Annotated in this window: 12 protein-coding genes; all 12 read right to left on the reverse strand. The window is 65.9% G+C overall.

What is annotated here, in order from left to right; genetic code table 11:
• Positions 1-71: 71 nt before the first annotated feature.
• The gene (locus FJ956_RS15295; RefSeq protein ID WP_140679150.1) at positions 72-1,592 is read right to left on the reverse strand and encodes a malonyl-CoA synthase; all 1,521 of its coding nucleotides are present in this window, start codon (positions 1,590-1,592) and stop codon (positions 72-74) included.
• Positions 1,593-1,704: 112 nt separating this feature from the next.
• A complete protein-coding gene (locus FJ956_RS15300) occupies positions 1,705-2,448 on the reverse strand; it encodes a GntR family transcriptional regulator (RefSeq protein WP_246672108.1) in 744 nt (247 codons plus the stop codon).
• A gap of 262 nt (positions 2,449-2,710) precedes the next feature.
• On the reverse strand, positions 2,711-3,388 hold the full coding sequence (gene rpe / locus FJ956_RS15305) for a ribulose-phosphate 3-epimerase (protein ID WP_140679146.1): 678 nt from the start codon (positions 3,386-3,388) through the stop codon (positions 2,711-2,713).
• 122 nt (positions 3,389-3,510) lie between these two features.
• Positions 3,511-7,386: a hypothetical protein gene (locus FJ956_RS15310; protein WP_140679144.1), complete on the reverse strand. Its 3,876-nt coding sequence runs from the start codon at positions 7,384-7,386 to the stop codon at positions 3,511-3,513.
• A gap of 11 nt (positions 7,387-7,397) precedes the next feature.
• Positions 7,398-9,362, reverse strand: coding sequence for a hypothetical protein (locus tag FJ956_RS15315; protein ID WP_140679142.1), 1,965 nt, complete (start codon positions 9,360-9,362; stop codon positions 7,398-7,400).
• Positions 9,363-9,718: 356 nt separating this feature from the next.
• Complete coding sequence (locus FJ956_RS15320) at positions 9,719-10,651, reverse strand: alpha/beta hydrolase (protein WP_140679140.1); 933 nt, start codon at positions 10,649-10,651, stop codon at positions 9,719-9,721.
• 216 nt (positions 10,652-10,867) lie between these two features.
• The gene (locus FJ956_RS15330; protein ID WP_140679138.1) at positions 10,868-11,650 is read right to left on the reverse strand and encodes a carnitinyl-CoA dehydratase; all 783 of its coding nucleotides are present in this window, start codon (positions 11,648-11,650) and stop codon (positions 10,868-10,870) included.
• Positions 11,643-13,721, reverse strand: a complete 2,079-nt coding sequence (locus FJ956_RS15335) for an acetate--CoA ligase family protein (protein WP_140679136.1) — start codon at positions 13,719-13,721, stop codon at positions 11,643-11,645. The genes FJ956_RS15330 and FJ956_RS15335 overlap by 8 nt, the downstream gene beginning before the upstream one ends.
• A gap of 64 nt (positions 13,722-13,785) precedes the next feature.
• Entirely contained in the window at positions 13,786-14,949 is a 1,164-nt protein-coding gene (locus tag FJ956_RS15340) for an acyl-CoA dehydrogenase (RefSeq protein WP_140679134.1), read from the reverse strand.
• 4 nt (positions 14,950-14,953) lie between these two features.
• Positions 14,954-16,093 (reverse strand): carnitine 3-dehydrogenase, encoded by a 1,140-nt coding sequence (locus FJ956_RS15345; protein WP_140679132.1) that lies wholly within the window; start codon positions 16,091-16,093, stop codon positions 14,954-14,956.
• Positions 16,094-16,098: 5 nt separating this feature from the next.
• On the reverse strand, positions 16,099-16,722 hold the full coding sequence (locus FJ956_RS15350; protein ID WP_140647178.1) for an HD domain-containing protein: 624 nt from the start codon (positions 16,720-16,722) through the stop codon (positions 16,099-16,101).
• A 16-nt stretch (positions 16,723-16,738) separates the two neighbouring features.
• Positions 16,739-17,656: a 3-keto-5-aminohexanoate cleavage protein gene (locus FJ956_RS15355; RefSeq protein ID WP_140679130.1), complete on the reverse strand. Its 918-nt coding sequence runs from the start codon at positions 17,654-17,656 to the stop codon at positions 16,739-16,741.
• Positions 17,657-17,743: the final 87 nt, after the last annotated feature.

Genomic DNA, 17,743 nt, shown 5'->3' on the forward strand with positions numbered 1-17,743 from the left:
TCTTGGCTAATCTCCGAGGTCCGCCATCCCTCGCTGGCAAGCCAGTCGAGGTTCGGCCAACCGGTCATCCATTAACCGGCTTTGGCGTAGATATCGTTATACGCCTCGCGCAGGACGTTCTTCTGCACCTTGCCCATGGTGTTGCGCGGCAGCTCGTCGACGAAGATCACCTGCTTCGGATGCTTGTATTTCGCCAGCCGGCCGGCGATGGCGCCGGCAATGTCGGCAGCGCCGATCGTCGATCCCGGCTTGCGCACCACGACCGCGGTGACGCCTTCGCCGAAATCCGGATGGGCGACGCCGATCACCGCGCTTTCGCCAACGCCGTCGAGCGCGTCGATCTCGCTTTCGATCTCCTTCGGATAGACATTGTAGCCGCCCGAGATGATCAGGTCCTTGCCGCGCCCGACGATGTGGACATAGCCGTCGGCATCGATCAGGCCGAGATCGCCGGTGATGAAGAAGCCGTCGTCGCGGAACTCGGCCCTGGTCTTCTCGGGCATGCGCCAATAGCCGGCAAAGACGTTTGGGCCCTTGACCTCGATCATGCCGATCTCGCCTTGCGAGAGAGGATTGCCCGTGTCGGGATCGGCGATGCGCAGCGAGACCCCGGGCAAGGGGAAACCGACCGTGCCGGCGCGCCGCTCGCCGTCATAGGGATTGGACGTGTTCATGTTGGTCTCGGTCATGCCGTAGCGCTCGAGGATGGCGTGGCCGGTGCGCTCGCGCCAGGCCTTGTGCGTCTCGGCCAGCAGCGGCGCCGAGCCGGAGATGAAGACCCGGATGGCGCTGGCCGCCTCCCGCGTCAGGCCGACCTGCTGCAACAGCCGTACATAGAAGGTCGGCACGCCCATCAAAGCCGTCGCGCGCGGCATCAGCGACAGGATGCGCGCCGGGTCGAATTTCTGCTCGAAGAACATTTTCGCGCCGGCCATCAGGATGACGTTGGTGGCCACGAACAGGCCGTGCGTATGGAAGATCGGCAGCGCATGGATCAGCACGTCGTCGGCGCCGAAGCGCCACTGCTCCACCAGCACGAGGGCATTGGAAGCAAGGTTCTCGTGGCTGAGCATCGCGCCCTTGGAACGGCCGGTCGTGCCGGACGTATAGAGGATGGCGGCAAGATCGTCCGGCCCGCGCGCGACATCGCTGAAATCCGTCGCCTGCCGCGAAGCCTGGCTGGCGAGCGTTCCCTGCCCGTCGCGGCTGAGCGTGAGCACCGTCGCGCCGATCGATGCGGCAAGCGGCTCGACGCCCGAAAGTCGGTCCGGATCGCACACGATCAGCCTCGGCTCGGCGTCGCGGAAGAAATAGTCGAGCTCCGGCAGCGTGTAGGCGGTGTTGAGCGGCAGGAAGACCGCGCCGGCGCGCACGGTGGCGAGATAGAGCAGCGCCGCCTCCGGGCTCTTCTCGACCTGGACGGCGACACGGTTCCCGGGCTCGATGCCTGCCTGCACCAGCGCATGCGCCAGTTGCGCCGACTTTGCCAGCATGTCGCCATAGGTGATCGAACGGCCGTCATCCGTCTCCATCAGCAGCCGGCCCGACGCCGGCATATGGGAACGGAAAGCGCCGAAGAGATGATTGGTCATAAAGCGTCCTCGGGGCGTGTCGAAGCCCAATGGCAAAGGCGTTGGCCCGTCTGCGATTATCAGATTTGGCGCCCAGAGCAATTCCAGAAGCCGCACAGCAGTGTTCCGGTCACTATTTGCGGCTGCGCGTGGCCTTGCCGGCGCCGGCCCTCGGATCATAACCCTGGGCGAGGCGTTCCATGCACATCGCGGCGGTGAGGCGGTAATGGTTGAGAAGCGCCTCGACCGCGCCGTCGGCGTCGCCATCCAGCGTGCGCTCGGCAATCATGCGGTGCTCGCCAAGATCGTCGCGCCCCATGCCCGGCGTGTTTTGCGAGATCAGGCGGTAGCGCGAAGCCTGATCGGAAAGCTGATCGCAAAAGCCGATCAGCCAGTGCGACCGGCACGCCGCGATCAGCGCGCGATGGAAGGAGCGGTGCAGCTTCTCCCATTCCGGATTGTTGCTTGCCGGGTCTTCCGGCAGGCGGCGCTCGGCGCGCGCAAGGCGGTGCAGGGCCAGCACCAGCTGCTCTTCCCATTCGGCGGTGCGGTGCGCAATGGATTCGCGCAGCGCTCGCTCCTCCAGCCAGCAGCGCGTACGCGTCAACTCCTCCAGCTCCGCGGCGCTGACCGGCATCAGGAAGAAGCCGCGTTGGTCGTGACGGCCGAGCAGGCCCTCGGCGGCCAGGCGGTTGAGCGCCTCGCGCACCGGCGAGGCGCCGGCGCCATAGCGGGAAACGACCCATTCGACACGCAGTTTCGTCTCGGACTCCAGAGCTCCGCGCAGCAAGTCGTCGCGGAGTTGCTGGTAGACCGAACTGGCAAGCGTGCTTTTGGCGCCCTTGCTCTCGCCCGGCTCGGTGTTTCCGTTTGTCAATCGAACTCCTGTTGCTTTGCCCCTGGTTTGCCAGGGCCCCGCGGCGAAGCAATTCCCGTACATGTATCATACAGCCGGGCAATGAGGTGTCTCAAGCGGAAGATGACGATATTCGACTTTAAGACAAGGCTGGCCGTCTATTTATTTAACAAAGTAGAATCTCGGGAAAAAACGAGGTTCCTGCATCGCTCCATATATTGAACAGTCGTTCAATCGCTGCCGCGGTTGTGCAACTCCCGCGAGAGTTCGGGCCGTTATACGTTTAACTGGCGACCCTGTCGGCAGCCGCTCGAATTGCTTCGATATTTGCCCTATAGGCTTCGACGTTGCCGCCCTTGAAGACTGCGGCGCCCGCTACCAACACATTGGCGCCGGCCGCGGTCACCAGCGGCGCCGTTTCGGCCGAAACACCGCCGTCTATCTCGATGTGGATCGGCCGGCCGCCGATCAGCGCCTTGACCCGTTTCACCTTGTCGACGATCGCCGGGATGAAGGCCTGCCCGCCGAAGCCCGGATTGACGGTCATGATCAGGATGAGGTCGAGCCGGTCGAGCACATACTCGATCGCCGTTTCCGGCGTCGCCGGGTTGAGCGAGACGCCGGCCTTCTTGCCAAGGTTCTTGATGGTTTGCAGCGAACGGTCGAGATGCGGCCCGGCCTCGGCGTGAACAGTCATGCCGTCGCAGCCGGCTTCGGCGAAGGCCTCCAGGTAAGGATCGGCCGGCGCAATCATCAGATGGCAGTCGAAGAAGGCCTTGGTGCGATTGCGGATCGCCTTGATCACCGGCGGGCCGAAGGTGATGTTGGGCACGAAATGGCCGTCCATCACGTCGAGATGGATCCAGTCGGCACCGGCCGCCGCTACGGCCTCGACCTCGTCGCCGAGCTTGGAGAAATCCGAAGCCAGCACCGACGGCGCGATCAGGATCTTTTTGGTCATGGCTCGCCTTTGTCTCGGACGCGAATGCCAGATGCCTAGAGGAAGATGCCGAAAAGGGGAAGCAGCGGATAAGAAAAACCCGCCGGATCGCTCCGGCGGGTTCGTCTTCATCCGTAAGACCGTTACGGCTTGAAGTTCTGGATGTTGGCGCCGTTCGGGTCCTGAATGATCCGCCGCGGCTGGCGCTGCGGCACCAGTTGCTGCAGCACGTTCGGGTTGAGCAGGATGCCGGGGTTGATCTCGACGCCCGGCCGCCTGCGGATCGGCGTGCAGTCCGGGAACCGTCCGGTCGTGCCGACCGGGCAGCGCCGCTTGGTCAGCACCGGCTGGCACTGGCCGTCGACGAGGCGCGAGCCCGGCGCGCATTCCTGCTGCGGCTTGCGGCAGGCGCCGTCGCGGATTTCGGTCCCGCGCGGGCAGACACAGTCGCCCCGCTTGTTGTGGACCTGACCGCGAATGGTGCACTGCTCTTGGCTGGGCTTTGGCGGCCTGCAGGCTTTGCCCTGCACCTCCAGGCCATCCGGGCAGGCGCAGTTGCCGTTGGCGTCGCGCACCTGGCCGCGAATCGGGCATTGCCTCGACACGACCGGCCGGCAGGCGCCGTCACGTACCTCCGTGCCGCGCGGGCAGACGCAATCGCCATCGGCGTTGCGGGACTGGCCACGGATGCGGCACTGGGCGGGCGGCTGCCTGTCGGACACGCAGGCCTTGGCCACCCGGTCGAGATGCGTGCCGTCCGGGCAGGTGCAGCCATTGCCGTTCGAAGTCGGCACGGCGCCGCGGATCGCGCATTTCGGCGGAATGACCTGGCAGACGCCGTTCACCAGCTCGCCGCGGCGGCACACGCAGTTGCCGTCCTGGTCGCGGTACTGGCCCGGACGCAGCGTGCACTGCGGCTCCTGCGGCTCTTCGCCCCGCGCGCACTTGCCGTTCTCCAGATCGGTGCCGCGCGGGCAGACGCAACGTCCGTCCGCAGTCCGGATCTGGCCTTGCAGCAGCACGCAGCGCGGCGGCACGGGCAGTGGCAAGAGCTTGGTTCCGCCGCCTGAGCACTGGCCGTTGCGGAAGGTGGTGCCGTCCGGGCAGGCGCAACGGCCGGCCGAGTTCAGCACCAGCCCATCCGAGCACTGGTTCTTCACCTCATGCCTGATGGTGAAGGGGTGGCACGCATAGGCCTTGCCGCGATCGCCCTGGTTGGTGGTCAGGTCGCGCGACAGCACGTCGCCGCCGCCTTGCACCGGCGTGTTCGGAGGAAGCACGCCGACGCAGTTCTGTCCGTTGACCGAACCCTGCAGATCGGCGAGACGCCCATCCTCGGGAAGGATCACGGTGACGTGGTGGGTGTGGCTTTCGCCGGCGCCCAGCGTCAGGTTGGCGATGCAGGATAGAGGCAGTGTCGTCGGCTCCGGCGAGCAGCCGAAGGGCGGGTCGATCGAGGTGATCTGAACGCCTTCCAGCCGGCCGAGACCCTCCACGCCGATCGCATCGCCGATGCGGACCGGACCGGAGAAGGGGTTCGGCCCATCATTCGCGATGGTGATCTCGAACGAGCAGGGTTCTCCCGGCTGGCACTCGGCATCGCCGGTCTTCTCGACGCGGATGGCGGAAGCGCCGCCGCCCTTCGCGCAAGCCTGTCCGATCGGGTAGACGATGTCGTCGCCGGGCGCCGGCCCGTAGGCGCCGCGCGCGCAGTTCTCGAACGCGCCATTGCCGCTCACCGTCACGTCGAAGTGCCTGGAGGTTCCGGGCGTCATCACGGCGCCGGGAATCTGGCACGGCAGCGTGTTGGCAGGCACCGGTCCGCAGTTCCATTCCGGGCCGTCCGGGGCCAGAGTCTGGATTTGCACCGGCGCGCCCCCCGACACCAGGGCGGCGGCATCGCTGACCCGCACCGGTCCGGTGGGAGCCGCGGTGCCGGCGTTGCTGACGGTGATGCGGCAAGCGACCATTCCGGCGCGCACGAGCTGATCGCCGCCGCAGGTCTTGGTGATGCGCAGGCCAGGCTGGCCGCCATTCGGATGGCGGATGCGCTCGGTCGCGCAGGCCCTGTTGTTGGCGAGGTCGACCTCGCCGGGAATAGCCTTCACCTCGGCGCAGTTCTCTACCGTATCCGGCCGGTAGTTTGCCGGCATCACCGCCTTGACGACGATCGGCGTCGAGGCGCCCGGAGGCAGCGAGATGCCGGCATTGTCGCAGCGGAACTGTCCGGGCCCGTTCGGGCCGCAGGTCCAGGGCGGGCTCGGCCCGAAGGTCGAGGAGGTGGGCGCGCCGCCGGGGTAGTTGTCGATCACCGTCAGCGGCCCGTTATAGGTGTTGGTGCCGTTGTTGATGATGTCGATCACGAAATAGCAGACGCCGTCGGCCGTGCAGACCGGGATGCGGGCGCGCTTCTTCAGGATCAGGTCGACCTTCTTCTCCACCGGAGGCTGGCACTGCGGATCGCGGTCGCCACGGCGGCAGATCGGGATCGAGGCGCAGCCGCGGTCGTTGAGCTGGCTGCCGAACAGCGGCTTGCCGCTGGCCTGGTAGTCATAGGCGGCGCAGTTGCGCAGCACGCTGCCCTGCCAGCCGCCGGCCGGCTTGAAGCCGAGCTTGAGGTTGACGGAAGCGCCGGGGTTGAGCGTGGTCGGCGGATAGGTGCAGGTCATCGGCGTCGTGCCGGGCACGCAGACCCAGGGCGGATTCGGTCCCGATGTCAGCACGGAGCCTGCCGGCAGCGTCACTTCGTCGAGCACGATCTTGCCGTTATAGGGCGCGTCGCCGACATTGGTGACGGTGATGGTGAAGTCGCAGCCGCCGGCCATCGTGCAACGCGGCACGTCGGCATCCTTCTCGACCTTGAGGTCCGGCTCCTTGTCCTTCGGCGGGCATCTGAGGTCACGCGGGATGACGATGTCGATCACCTGCGTGCAGCAGAGCCCCCAGCCCTCCTTCGGCCCGGCATAGGTCTCGATGCCGGTGACGATGAGGTGGATGGCTTCGCCGGGCGAAGCGCCGACGATCTTCCAGTTCAGCACGCCGCCGCCGACCGGCACCTTCTGCGTGTCGGGAACGATGAAGATGCCGGGCGTGGTCGTCGACACCTGCACCCACTTGCCGCCCATCTCCGGGCCGACCGGCATGTGGTAGATGAAGGCGCCGCCGCCGGGCACGCAGTCGATCGTGCCGCGCTCGACCTTGAAGCATTCCTTGCCGGGAGGTGGCGGCGGGTTGCACTTGGTGACGTCGATGTGGATCGTCGTCTTGGCGCCGGTCAGGAAGTCGCCGTCATCCGGCTTGCTCGGATCCTGCGACGGGATGAGGGTCCCCGGGCCGCCTCCCATCGACACCTTGATCTGGCCCTGGTTGTCGACATTGGCCGGCGCGGGAAACGCCGCCTGGTCGATCTTGGCCAGGATCCGGAAGGTGATGGTTCGTTCGTTCGGCGCGCCCGAACCGTCGAGATCGGAGGCGGAAATCCGGAAATCGGACACCGTCGCCGTGTCGTCGGGATTGGCCGAGCTGCTGATCGCAGCCGCCGACAGCGGTCCGCCGGAAGCGTCCGTGCCGTCGCCGGTCACCTGCGCGCTGACGATCTTCAGCCCATGCGCAAGCTGGTCCTTGAAGTCGATCCTGGCGTTCTTCAGCGCGTTGGCCAAAGCCGGGTTGGCGAAGGCTTGCGCATTGCCGCGCAGGCCGAAGGTCAGCGTGTAGTAGACATAGTCGCAGCCGCGCTGGCCGCCCGTCTTGGTGAAGAAAGGCACGATGCGGCCGGGTTCGGGATTGATGACCCGCGGGTTGTCTAGGTCGAGCCTGGGCTCCGGTCCGGCGACTTCGGTGAGCTTGGCCGGAGCGGTGTCTTCGGCAAGCGCCGGCAGCGCCGGCAGCATGGCGACCGCGATACCGGCCGCCATCAGCCAGCGCGCGCCGCGCCTGGCGTATGACAGGGGTTTCATGATCGTCTCCATGACGGTTTTCGTGTTGCGCGAAGCGAGGTGGGAAAGGGCGAGATTTGTCATCTGTCCCTCCCTCAACGTTCGCAGCTGACGGCTGGCGTTCTGAGCGGCAGCGTCATCTTGCAGCAAGGGTAGTAGCCACCCTTGTCCTGGTCGGATTTGCGATAGAAGCAGAGCCCGACATTGACGGTGTCGCCCGGATCATGGCCGGTGATGTCGACCGTGTAGGGCTTGCCCGGGACATGCGACATAGGGGTCGATACCCCGACACCGGGCGTCCTGGACTGCGCCTTGATCGAATCGCCGCCGAAGCCGGCGTGGTCATGGAGAGTGAGTTCGGCCTGAAGCCCGCGCGGCGTGCAATAATAGTGCACGTCCACGATATCGATGCAGGGTGGCAGGTTGCCGGGCGGTGGGAAGTCCGGCGGATAGAACGGAGGCAGATAGCCGCCGCCGGGGATTTCCTCATAGTAGCCGGCGCGGCCCTCACAGGGGCGCCAGACCCTTACGTCGCCGACATGGCCTTCGACCTCCGGGTCTTCGAAATAGCCGTCGAAGTCGACGAACCATGAGCCGAAGGGCGGCACGTTCGCCGGCTTGACCAGCGCGCTCGGCGTCAATTGCACGCCATGCACGGCAAGCGGCCCGCCGGCGGCGAGCCGCTCGGCCAATTCAGGATTGTCGCGCAATTTGTCGCCGGTATTGACGACCGTGTCGGTGCAGACGCTGGTGTCGATATTGCCGTCGGCATCATAGCCATATTGCAGGTCGACGCCGCCGGCCGACTGCCGGCTGCCTTGCGGAAAGCCTACTGCATATTCCTGCGGCACCTCGACCCAGGCCGATTCCGTCGCCGGATCATCCGGGTCCTCCTGCCAGTAGCGGATCAGCTCGCCTTTGCCGGAATCGGCGAAGCGGCTGTAATCGTAACGGTTTTCGACCGGGCCGCGCTGGGCGAGATACATGAAGCCCTTGTTGTCGAAGGCGATGTCGGTGACGGCGTAATCCTTGTCGGCCTTGACCGTCAGTTCCCAACGCGGATCGCCGGCGAACGTGCCGTCGCGCGCAATGCCGACCGACCAGATCTCGGATTTTTCGCCGACCGAATAATACAGCCGGCCGCCATGATAGGAGACCGCCCAGACACGGCGCTCGCCCTGCGTATAGCCCCAGGTCTCGGGGTCTTCGGTATCGAAGGCCGCGCCCTGTATGTCCATGACCGCGCCATCGTCGGCGACGGGGCCAAGCCCATGCGCCGGGCGGCCGGCGACACCATGGTCGAACGTGTCGATCGGATGGCCGGTGGCGTCGATGCGGTGGATCAGGCCGGTGTCGAGATCCGAGGCGAAGAACTGGCGGTGGATGGGGTCGAAGGCGAGGTTGCCGATGCCCGGCCCGCTGTTGGTGTCGATGTCGGCGAATTTCGAGACGGCGCCCGTGATGCCGTCGATCTTCCAGATCGTGCCTGGACCGCCGCCATTCTCGGTGCCGAACTGGCCGTCCATGAAGGCAGCACCCGCGGCGCCGCGGCGCTGCCGCTCCGGACGCCCGTCGTCGTCGGCGTCCGGCGTGACGATCTCGACACCATGCAGCGAGGTCGCGGCGGCATAAAGGTTGGGAATGCCCGACGGCACGCCATCACGCACGCCGTCGTCATAGGTCAGGCCGAACACCTCGCCGATCTGCCCGGCGCTTACCTCGAAGGGCGGCGGCGTGTTGACGAGCTGGCCGGAGGCCGGCCCGCCGAGATGCGAGACGTCGAAAATGCGCAAGGATGCCCGCGAGGTGTCGATGAAGGTCTCGTCGACCAGATCGGCGCCGGGCGGCAAGCCCTGATCGAAATTGGGGATCACGGTGCCGGGGAAGCCGGTGACCGCCATCGAGCCGGGATAGATGATCTGGGTTTCCTGCGCATTCGCCACGCCGCCAAGCCAGAGGCCGGCGGACAGCGCCACGGCAAGAATTCCGCTGGTGGATGCTATTGCGCGGCACAAACGGCCACTACGGGAACGCAGGAACGAGCCGCGAACGCCAGACATTGAACTCCCCCCGAAGCCGCTGGGAGGAACGTCTGGCTCTACCGCGCCAACCAGGGCAAGGCGCGGCGTTGCGGCACGTTCTTCCCCGATCAAGTTGTCTGCTTTCCTCGTCGTGACGATACGCCTGCTCCTATGCAGGGTCAACGGAATCAGCCGGAAGCCCAGCGCGTCGACCCCTTCCCGAAGGCGGTGATCGCGCTGGACTCCCGTTGTTCCCGGAGACCGAGGAGCCTCTGGGTTTCTGGTCATGGGGCTTTCCCTTTCCGGGCCGCACCATTGCGGCGCCTGGCCATCAGTCGCTGGCCGGCGTGGAAAGGTTCATGGGCGGAGCGGAAAGCGCTCGCGGCCGTCAGGCGCTACCAGATCCAGTCGCCTCGGCCGAGCGCCGATACCGCCTCGACGATGCGGGTGAAGCTCGTCCGTGCCCGGCCGACCATGTGGCGGGCTCTGAGATAGCCATGCACCAGGCCCGGCTCCTCGAACCAGGTGGCGCGTCCGCCGGCCGCGACGATGCGATCGCGATAGGCCTCGCCGTCGGACGACAGCGGGTCGCATTCGGCGGTGATCAGCACCGTCGGCGGCAAATAGGCGAAATCGGCGTCGGCGAGCGGGTAGAGCGTGATGTCGCCGGTCCGGTCGACGCCGCCGGTGCGGATATGCTTGTAGAAATCGAGGTCGCGCACGGTCAGCATCGGCGCCTCGGCATGGGTCAGATAGGAGCCTTTCGAGTGGTCGCCGCCGAGGCCAGGATAGATCAGCATCTGGCCGGCCGGCTTCTTTTCATGGCCGCGCGTCGCATGCGCTATCGCTGCGCAGAGATTGCCGCCGGCGCTGTCGCCGCAAAGCACCACCGGGCAGTCATAGGTCTCGGCGGCCCATTCGAAGGCGTCCATGGCGTCGTCGAAGGCGGCCGGATGCAGATGCTCCGGCGACAGCCGGTAGTCGACCGAAACCACCTCGTAGCGGGTGCGGGCACAAAGCTCGGCGCAGACATCGTCATGGCTGTCCAGCCCGCCCAGGATGAAGCCGCCGCCATGGAGATAGAGCACCATCGCGCCATTGTTCGGCTCCGCGTTACGGTAGATGCGGATCGGGATGCCGTCGGCGATGCTTGTCGTCTCGGCGGTCACGCCTTGCGGATAGCCGGCAAAGAACTCCCGGCACATCCGGTCGTAGATCGCGCGCTGCTCTTCGATCGTGTAGTCGATCGTGTCCGGCGGATAATAGGAGTTGGTCTTCTCGATGAAGGCCCAGGTTTCCGCATCGATGAGGGTTTTGTAGTCGGTCATCGTGTCTGGGCTACTTGTGAAAGTTGAGCCCAGGCACCCCCCTCTGTCCTGCCGGACATCTCCCCCGCAAGGGGGGAGATTGGCAGCGTCGGGCTCGGCGCCATTCTTGCAGCGTGGGAGATTGGCGAAAGCCTTCGCGGCATCCGATCTCCCCCCTTGCGGGGGAGATGCCCGGCAGGGCAGAGGGGGGTGCGAAGGAACGCCATCGTCTCGGGTTTATCTGCCCTTCCAAACCGGGTCGCGCTTCTCCGCGAACGCCCGGAACCCCTCCATATTGTCTTCCGACCCGTAAAGCGTATCCACCGTCGGCAACTGCCGGCGTGTCACCTTGTTCATGGCGTCCTGGAAGGTCAGCGCCTCCGCCACCCGCGCCGTCTCCTTGATCGACGCGAAGACCAGCGGCGGACCGCTGGCCAAGAGCCTTGCGATCTCCCAGACGCGCTCTTCCAGCTTGTCCTTCGGCAGCACCTCGTTGACCAGGCCCCAGCGATGCGCCTCGGCGACATCCATCCAGCGACCGGTGAACAGAAGGTCCATGGCGATATGGTAGGGAATGCGCTTCGGCAGCTTGATGGTCGCCGCGTCGGCCAGCGTGCCGGCGCGGATCTCCGGCAGCGCGAAGGAGGAATGGTCCGAGGCGTAGATGAGGTCGCAGGACAGCGCCAGCTCGAAGCCGCCGCCCACCGCCATGCCGTTGACACAGGCGATCACCGGCTTGTTCAGGTCGCGCAACTCCTGCAGCCCGGCAAAACCGCCGACGCCATAGTCGCCGTCGACCGCGTCGCCGGCGGCGGCTGCCTTCAGGTCCCAGCCGGCGCTGAAGAACTTGTCGCCTGCGGTCTTGACGATGGCGACGCGCAGGCCCGGATCGTCGCGGAACGCCTTGAAGGTCTCACCCATCAGCCGCGATGTCTTCAGGTCGATCGCGTTGGCCTTCGGCCGGTCGAGCGTGACCTCGAGGATCGTGCCTTCGCGGCGGGTGGTGATGATTTCAGCCATTCTTCTTTTCTCCAAGCACCAGCAAGGCATCCGCGATCCAGGCGCCCTTGCCTTTGGCGCAGACAATCAGCGGGTTAATGTCGAGTTCCTCGATCTCGCCTTCGTTCTTCTGGACGAAGTCGGCAATGCCGGCGATGGCGTCGATGGCCGCATGGACATCGGCCTTCGGCCGGCCGCGATAGCCTTCGAGCAGCGGATAGAGCTTCAATCCACGCAATGCCGCCTCGATGTCGTCGCGCGTCGCCGGCAACATCAAGGTCACGCTGTCGCGCAGCAGCTCGACCAGCACGCCGCCGGTGCCGAGCGTCATCACCACGCCGAACATCGGGTCGCGGGTGAAGCCGACGATCAGCTCGGCGACGCCGTCGCGGACCATTCGCTCGGCATAGAGCCCGGTGCCGAGCGGCAGAAGGTCATGCGCGGCGGCGCTGACCGACTCGGCGTCCTTGAGATTCAGCCTGACAGCGCCGACTTCCGACTTGTGCGTGACGCCGAGCGCCTTCAGCGCCACCGGGAAGCCCAGCGTCATCGACGAGATCACCGCCTCGACCGCGTTGGAGGCGCGCTCGCCCTTCGGCACCGGCAGGCCGGCCTTGATCAGCCTTTCCTTGGCTTCGGCCTCGTCCGGCGTCACGTGTCTGGCTTCCGACGCGCCCGCGGCCGTGGTGTCGACAGGTTGCGCCTGCGGTTCGCGCCAGGCCCAGCCGATGAAGGCGGCGGCTTGCGCGGCGTCCATCGCTTCCGAGATGCCGAACAACGGCACCATTCCGCGCGCCATCAGCCCGGCGGTGTATTCCTCCGGCAGGTTTTCCGGCAGCGAGGAGACGATCGCGCCCTGCGCCTTGTTGGTCTTCAATGCCGCCTCGAAGGCGCGCAGCGTCGCCCACCAGTCGACGTCCGAGCAGCGGTCGGGGCGCGGGAAGTCGAGCACCAGCATGTTGAGGTCGAAGCCGCCCGACACCATCGCGGTGAAGGTGGCGGTCATCGCCGGCTCGTTGTTCCAGATGAAGGTGTGGTAGTCGAGCGGATTGGCGACCGCGACCAGAGGTCCGAGCGTCGATTTGACATGCGCGCGGTGCTGATCGGCAAGCGCCGGAAAATGCACCCAGCGGCCCTCGGCGCTGTCGGCCATCACCGAAGCCTCGCCGCCCGAGCAGCTCATCGACGAAAGCCTGTAGCCGGGCAAAGGACCGGTGACGTGCAGCAGCTTCAGCGCCTCGATGAAGGCGGGAATCGAATCGACACGCGCAATGCCGAGCCGCTTCAGGAACGCGCCGGAGGCGGCGTCCGAGCCGGCCAGCGAGGCGGTATGCGAGACGGTCGCCTGCCGCGCCTGCTCCGAGCGGCCGACCTTCATGGCGATGATCGGCTTCTCCAGCTCGCGGGCGCGCGCCGCCAGCCTTTCGAAGCCGGCTACGGAGTCGAAAGCCTCGATATGCAGGCCGAGCGAGGTGACGCGCTCGTCCTCGATCAGGCCGAGCGCCATTTCCGACAGGCCGGTCTGCGCCTGGTTGCCGGCCGTCATCAGGAAGGCGATCGGCAGGCCGCGCTTCTGCATCGTCATGTTGATGGCGATGTTGGACGACTGGGTGATGATGGCGACGCCCTTGCCGCCCTCGACCAGGCGGATGCCGCCATGCTGGTCGGGCCACAACAACGCGCCGTCGGCATAATTGATCAGGCCGTAACAGTTCGGGCCGATGATCGGCATCTGGCCGGCGGCGGCAACGAGCTCGGCCTGCAGCCGCTCGCCGTCCTCGTCATAGGCCTCGGTCTCGAGGAAGCCGGCGGCGAAGCAGACGGCGCCGCCGGCGCCGCGCTCGGCCAGCGCCTTGATCACCTCGATGGTGAGATGCCGGTTGACGCCGACAAAGGCGGCGTCCGGTGCTCCGGGCAGGTCGGCGACGGAGCGGTAGGCCTTGCGGCCGGCGACCTCGTCCTTGGTCGGATGCACCGGCCAGATTTCGCCGGCAAAGCCCATCTTGATCGACTGCGCCACGACGGCGGCGGCCTGCGCCCCACCGAACACGGCGATCGATTTTGGGCGCAGGAGACGTTCGAGTTTATGCATGGCCATCTTTTCGTTTGAGCCTGATCTTTCCCCAAAACCGGTCCCCGGTTGAGGTAATCATGCTCTAAGCTCCGAACGGACGCAGCAGCGCCCGCGAAATAATATGTCGCTGAATCTCCGATGTGCCTTCCCAGATGCGCTCGACGCGGGCATCGCGCCAGATGCGCTCCAGCGGCAGGTCGTCCATCAGACCCATGCCGCCATGGATCTGGATGGCTTCGTCGGCGACAAAGGCCAGCATCTCGGTGGCCTTCAGCTTGGCCATCGCCATGTCCTGGTCGGTGACGGTGCCCTGATCGTACTTCCAGCCGGCTTCGAAGACCATCAGGTCGGCGGCCTTCAGTTCCGTCGCCATGTCGGCGAGCTTGAAGGAGACGCCCTGGAACTTGCCGATCTGCTGGCCGAACTGCTGGCGCTGCGCGGCATATTCGATGGCGTGCGACAGCGCGCGCTCGGCGCGGCCGAGGCAGGTTGCGCCGACCTGTAGCCGCGTGGCCCCCAGCCACGAATTCGCGACATCAAAACCCTTGTGCACCTCCCCGAGCACCTGGGACGCCGGCAGCCGGCAATCGTCGAATTCGAGGATCGAATTGGTGTAGCCGCGATGCGAGACATTGCGGTAGCCGTCGCGCACCGAAAAACCCTTGGTGCCCTTGTCGACGAAGAAGGCGGTGATCTTCTTGCGCTTGCCGCGCGGCGAATCCTCTTCGCCCGAGGCCATGAAGACGATGGCGAAGTCGGCGATGTCGGCATGCGAGATGAAATGCTTGGTGCCGTTGAGCACCCAGTCCGAGCCGTCCTGCACCGCGGTCGCCTTCATGCCGCGCAAGTCGGAGCCAGCGCCCGGCTCGGTCATCGCCAAGCAGTCCCACTTCTCACCGCGAATGCAGGGGAAGAGGTATTTCTCGCGCTGCTCCGGCGTGCCGGCAAGCAGGATGTTGGACGGACGCGCCACGCAGGTCCAGTGCAGCGCGTAGTTGGCGCGGCCGAGCTCCTTCTCGTAGAGCAGCCAGCTCACCGTATCGAGGCCGGCGCCGCCGACATCGGCCGACATGTTGGCGGCGTAGAGCCCGGCACCGATCGCCTTGGCCTTCAATTCGTCGATCAGCTCGCGGCGCAGCACGCCGGTGCGCTCCACCTCGCGCTCATGCGGATAAAGCTCGTTCTCGACGAAGGCGCGCGTCGTCTCGACGATGAGCTTCTGTTCTTCCGAAAGACCGAAATGCATCGCCTCAGCCCTTCTTCTTGCTCTTCTTCGCCTTGTCGGCCTTCCCAGCTTTTGTCGGCTTTTCAGCCTTTGCCGGCTTCGCGGCTTTCTTCGCCGGCTTGGTCGCCTTGGCCTTTGCGACGGCCTTGGCTGGGGTCTTCTTCGCCGCCAGCTTGGCGAGCTGCCTGGTATAGTCCTTGTGCAGCGCGCCGGCGCCCCAGCCCTTGCCCTTGTTCTGTTTCGACAGTGCTTCCATGATCGCGACCAGATTGTCGTCGCGGATCTTCTCCAATTCGCGGATCGAAAGGCCATGCGCCTGCTCGTCCGACTGCGTGGCGATGAGGTCGACCAGCTCGTCGTTGAATTCCGGCACGTCCATCAGCTTGGTCCACGGCCATTTCAGGCAGGGTCCGAACTGCGCCATGAAGTGGCGCATGCCGGCCTCGCCGCCGGCGACGCGATAGACCTGGAACATGCCCATCTGCGCCCAGCGCAGGCCGAAGGAATAGCGCATGATGTCGTCGAGTTCCTCGACGGTGCAGATGCCGTCCTTGACCAGCCACAGCGCCTCGCGCCAGGCGGCTTCGAGCAGGCGGTCGCCGACGAAAGCCTCGATCTCCTTGCGCACCACCACCGGCTTCATGCCGATCGAGGCGTAGAGCTCCTTGGCCACCTCGATCGCCTCGGGGAACGTCTGCTCGCCGCCGACGATCTCGACCAGCGGCAGGAGATAGACCGGGTTGAACGGATGGCCGACCACCAGCCGCTCCGGGTGCTTCTTCATCGCCACCTGCATGTCGGTCGGCTTGATGCCGGAGGTCGAGGAACCCACAATCGCATTGGCCGGCGCATGCGCGTCGATCTCGGCCAGCACCTTGTGCTTGAGGTCGAGCCGCTCCGGCACGCTCTCCTGGATGAAATCGGCGTCGGCCACCGCCTCGGCGATGGTCTTGGCGAAGGTGAGCTTGCCTTCCTTGGGCAGGCCGCCGGCCAGCATCTGCTTGTAGGCGCGGCGCGCGCCTTTCATGACCTCGCCCACCTTGCGCGACGCTTCCGGATCCGGATCGAAGATCGACACGTCGATGCCGTTCAAGAGCAGCCGCGCCACCCAGCCAGCGCCGATGACACCGCCGCCGATGGCGGCCGCCTTGTTGATGATGCTCATGCTCGTCAGGCTCCGGTTCTCGTCTTGGCTGTTTCGGGATCTGTGAGGGCCACGCGCTCGCCGGCACGGATCACCGCCGGGTCGTAGGCCTTGCGGGCGAAGACTTCGAGCACGAAGGGCCGGAAGAACTCGACCGGCAGCGTCTCGTAGTCGGGGTCGAAGCTCGACTGGTCCCAGCGCTCGCAGAACCGGTCGCAGTCGTCGAAATAGAGGTGGCCGGCGAAGCGGTCGCGCGCGTGCGGGTTGCCGCCCAGATGATGCGCGTAATAGAGCCGCTGGAAGTCGCCGTGCTTTTCCACCACCCAGGTGCATTGCTCGCGCACGAAGGGTTTCAGGATCGCAGCCGCATATTCGTCATGATTGTAGGGCGCGTAGATGTCGCCGATGTCGTGCAGGACAGCGCAGGCGATCCAGTCGGTGTCGGCGCCGTCGCGCCAGGCGCGCGTCGCCGCCTGCAGCGAGTGGCCGAGCCGGGTGATCTTGTAGCCCGACAGGCCTTCATCGAGCTGCACAAGCGCGTCGAGCAGCCGGTCGCCGGTCTTGGCGGCGTAGTCGATCTCATGGGCGGTCAGGAATTCATAGTCTTCCTTGTCGCCATCCTTCATCGCGGTGAACTTGACGGTTGTCATCTGCGACTCCCTCCAATCACGCTGCGATCGGTGCCCGCTTGGTGAGGTTCAGCTTCTTGCGCACTTCCTCCGGCCCGAGCACGCGCGCGCCGAGATTGGTGACGATGCTCGCCGCGCGCTCGACCAACTGCGCGTTGGTCGCCAGAACGCCCTTGTCGAGCCACAGATTGTCTTCCAGGCCGACGCGGACATTGCCGCCGGCAAGCACGGCCGCCGCCGCATAGGCCATCTGGTTGCGGCCGATCGAGAAGGCCGACCAGTTCCAGGTCGAGGGCACGTTGTTGACCATCGCCATGAAGGTGTTGAGGTCGTCCGGCGCACCCCACGGCACGCCCATGCAGAGCTGCACCAGCGCATCCGGGTTGAGGACCTTTTCCTCGACCAACTGCTTGGCGAACCACAGATGCCCGGTATCGAAGGCCTCGATCTCCGGCTTGACGCCCAGCGCCGTCATCATGCCGCCCATGGCGCGCAGCATGCCGGGCGTGTTGGTCATCACATAGTCGGCCTCGGCGAAATTCATCGTGCCGCAATCCAGTGTGCAGATCTCCGGCAGGCACTGGCGCACATGCTCAATGCGGTTGGTGGCGCCGCCCATGTCGGTGCCCTTCTCGTTGAGCGGCAGCGGCGCTTCCGGCGAGCCGAACACCATGTCGCCGCCCATGCCGGCGGTGAGGTTCAGCACGACGTCTACGTTCGCCGCGCGGATGCGCTCGGTCACTTCGCGGTAGAGATGCACGTCGCGCCTGGGCTTGCCGGTCTCGGGGTCGCGCACATGGCAATGGACGATCGCCGCACCCGCCTTGGCCGCGTCGATCGCCGAATCGGCGATCTGCTTGGGCGAGCGCGGCACGTGCGGGCTGCGGTCCTGCGTGCCGCCGGAACCGGTCACGGCACAGGTAATGAAGACCTCGCGGTTCATCGCAAGCGGCATCTTGATCCTCCCAGATTCGATCGGCCGTGCATGCCACCCAGAAGCGGGAGCCGACAACGGCACGGCATGCGCGGGGAATTCATCAAG

Source organism: Mesorhizobium sp. B2-4-3 (assembly GCF_006442815.1).
Lineage (GTDB): Bacteria > Pseudomonadota > Alphaproteobacteria > Rhizobiales > Rhizobiaceae > Mesorhizobium.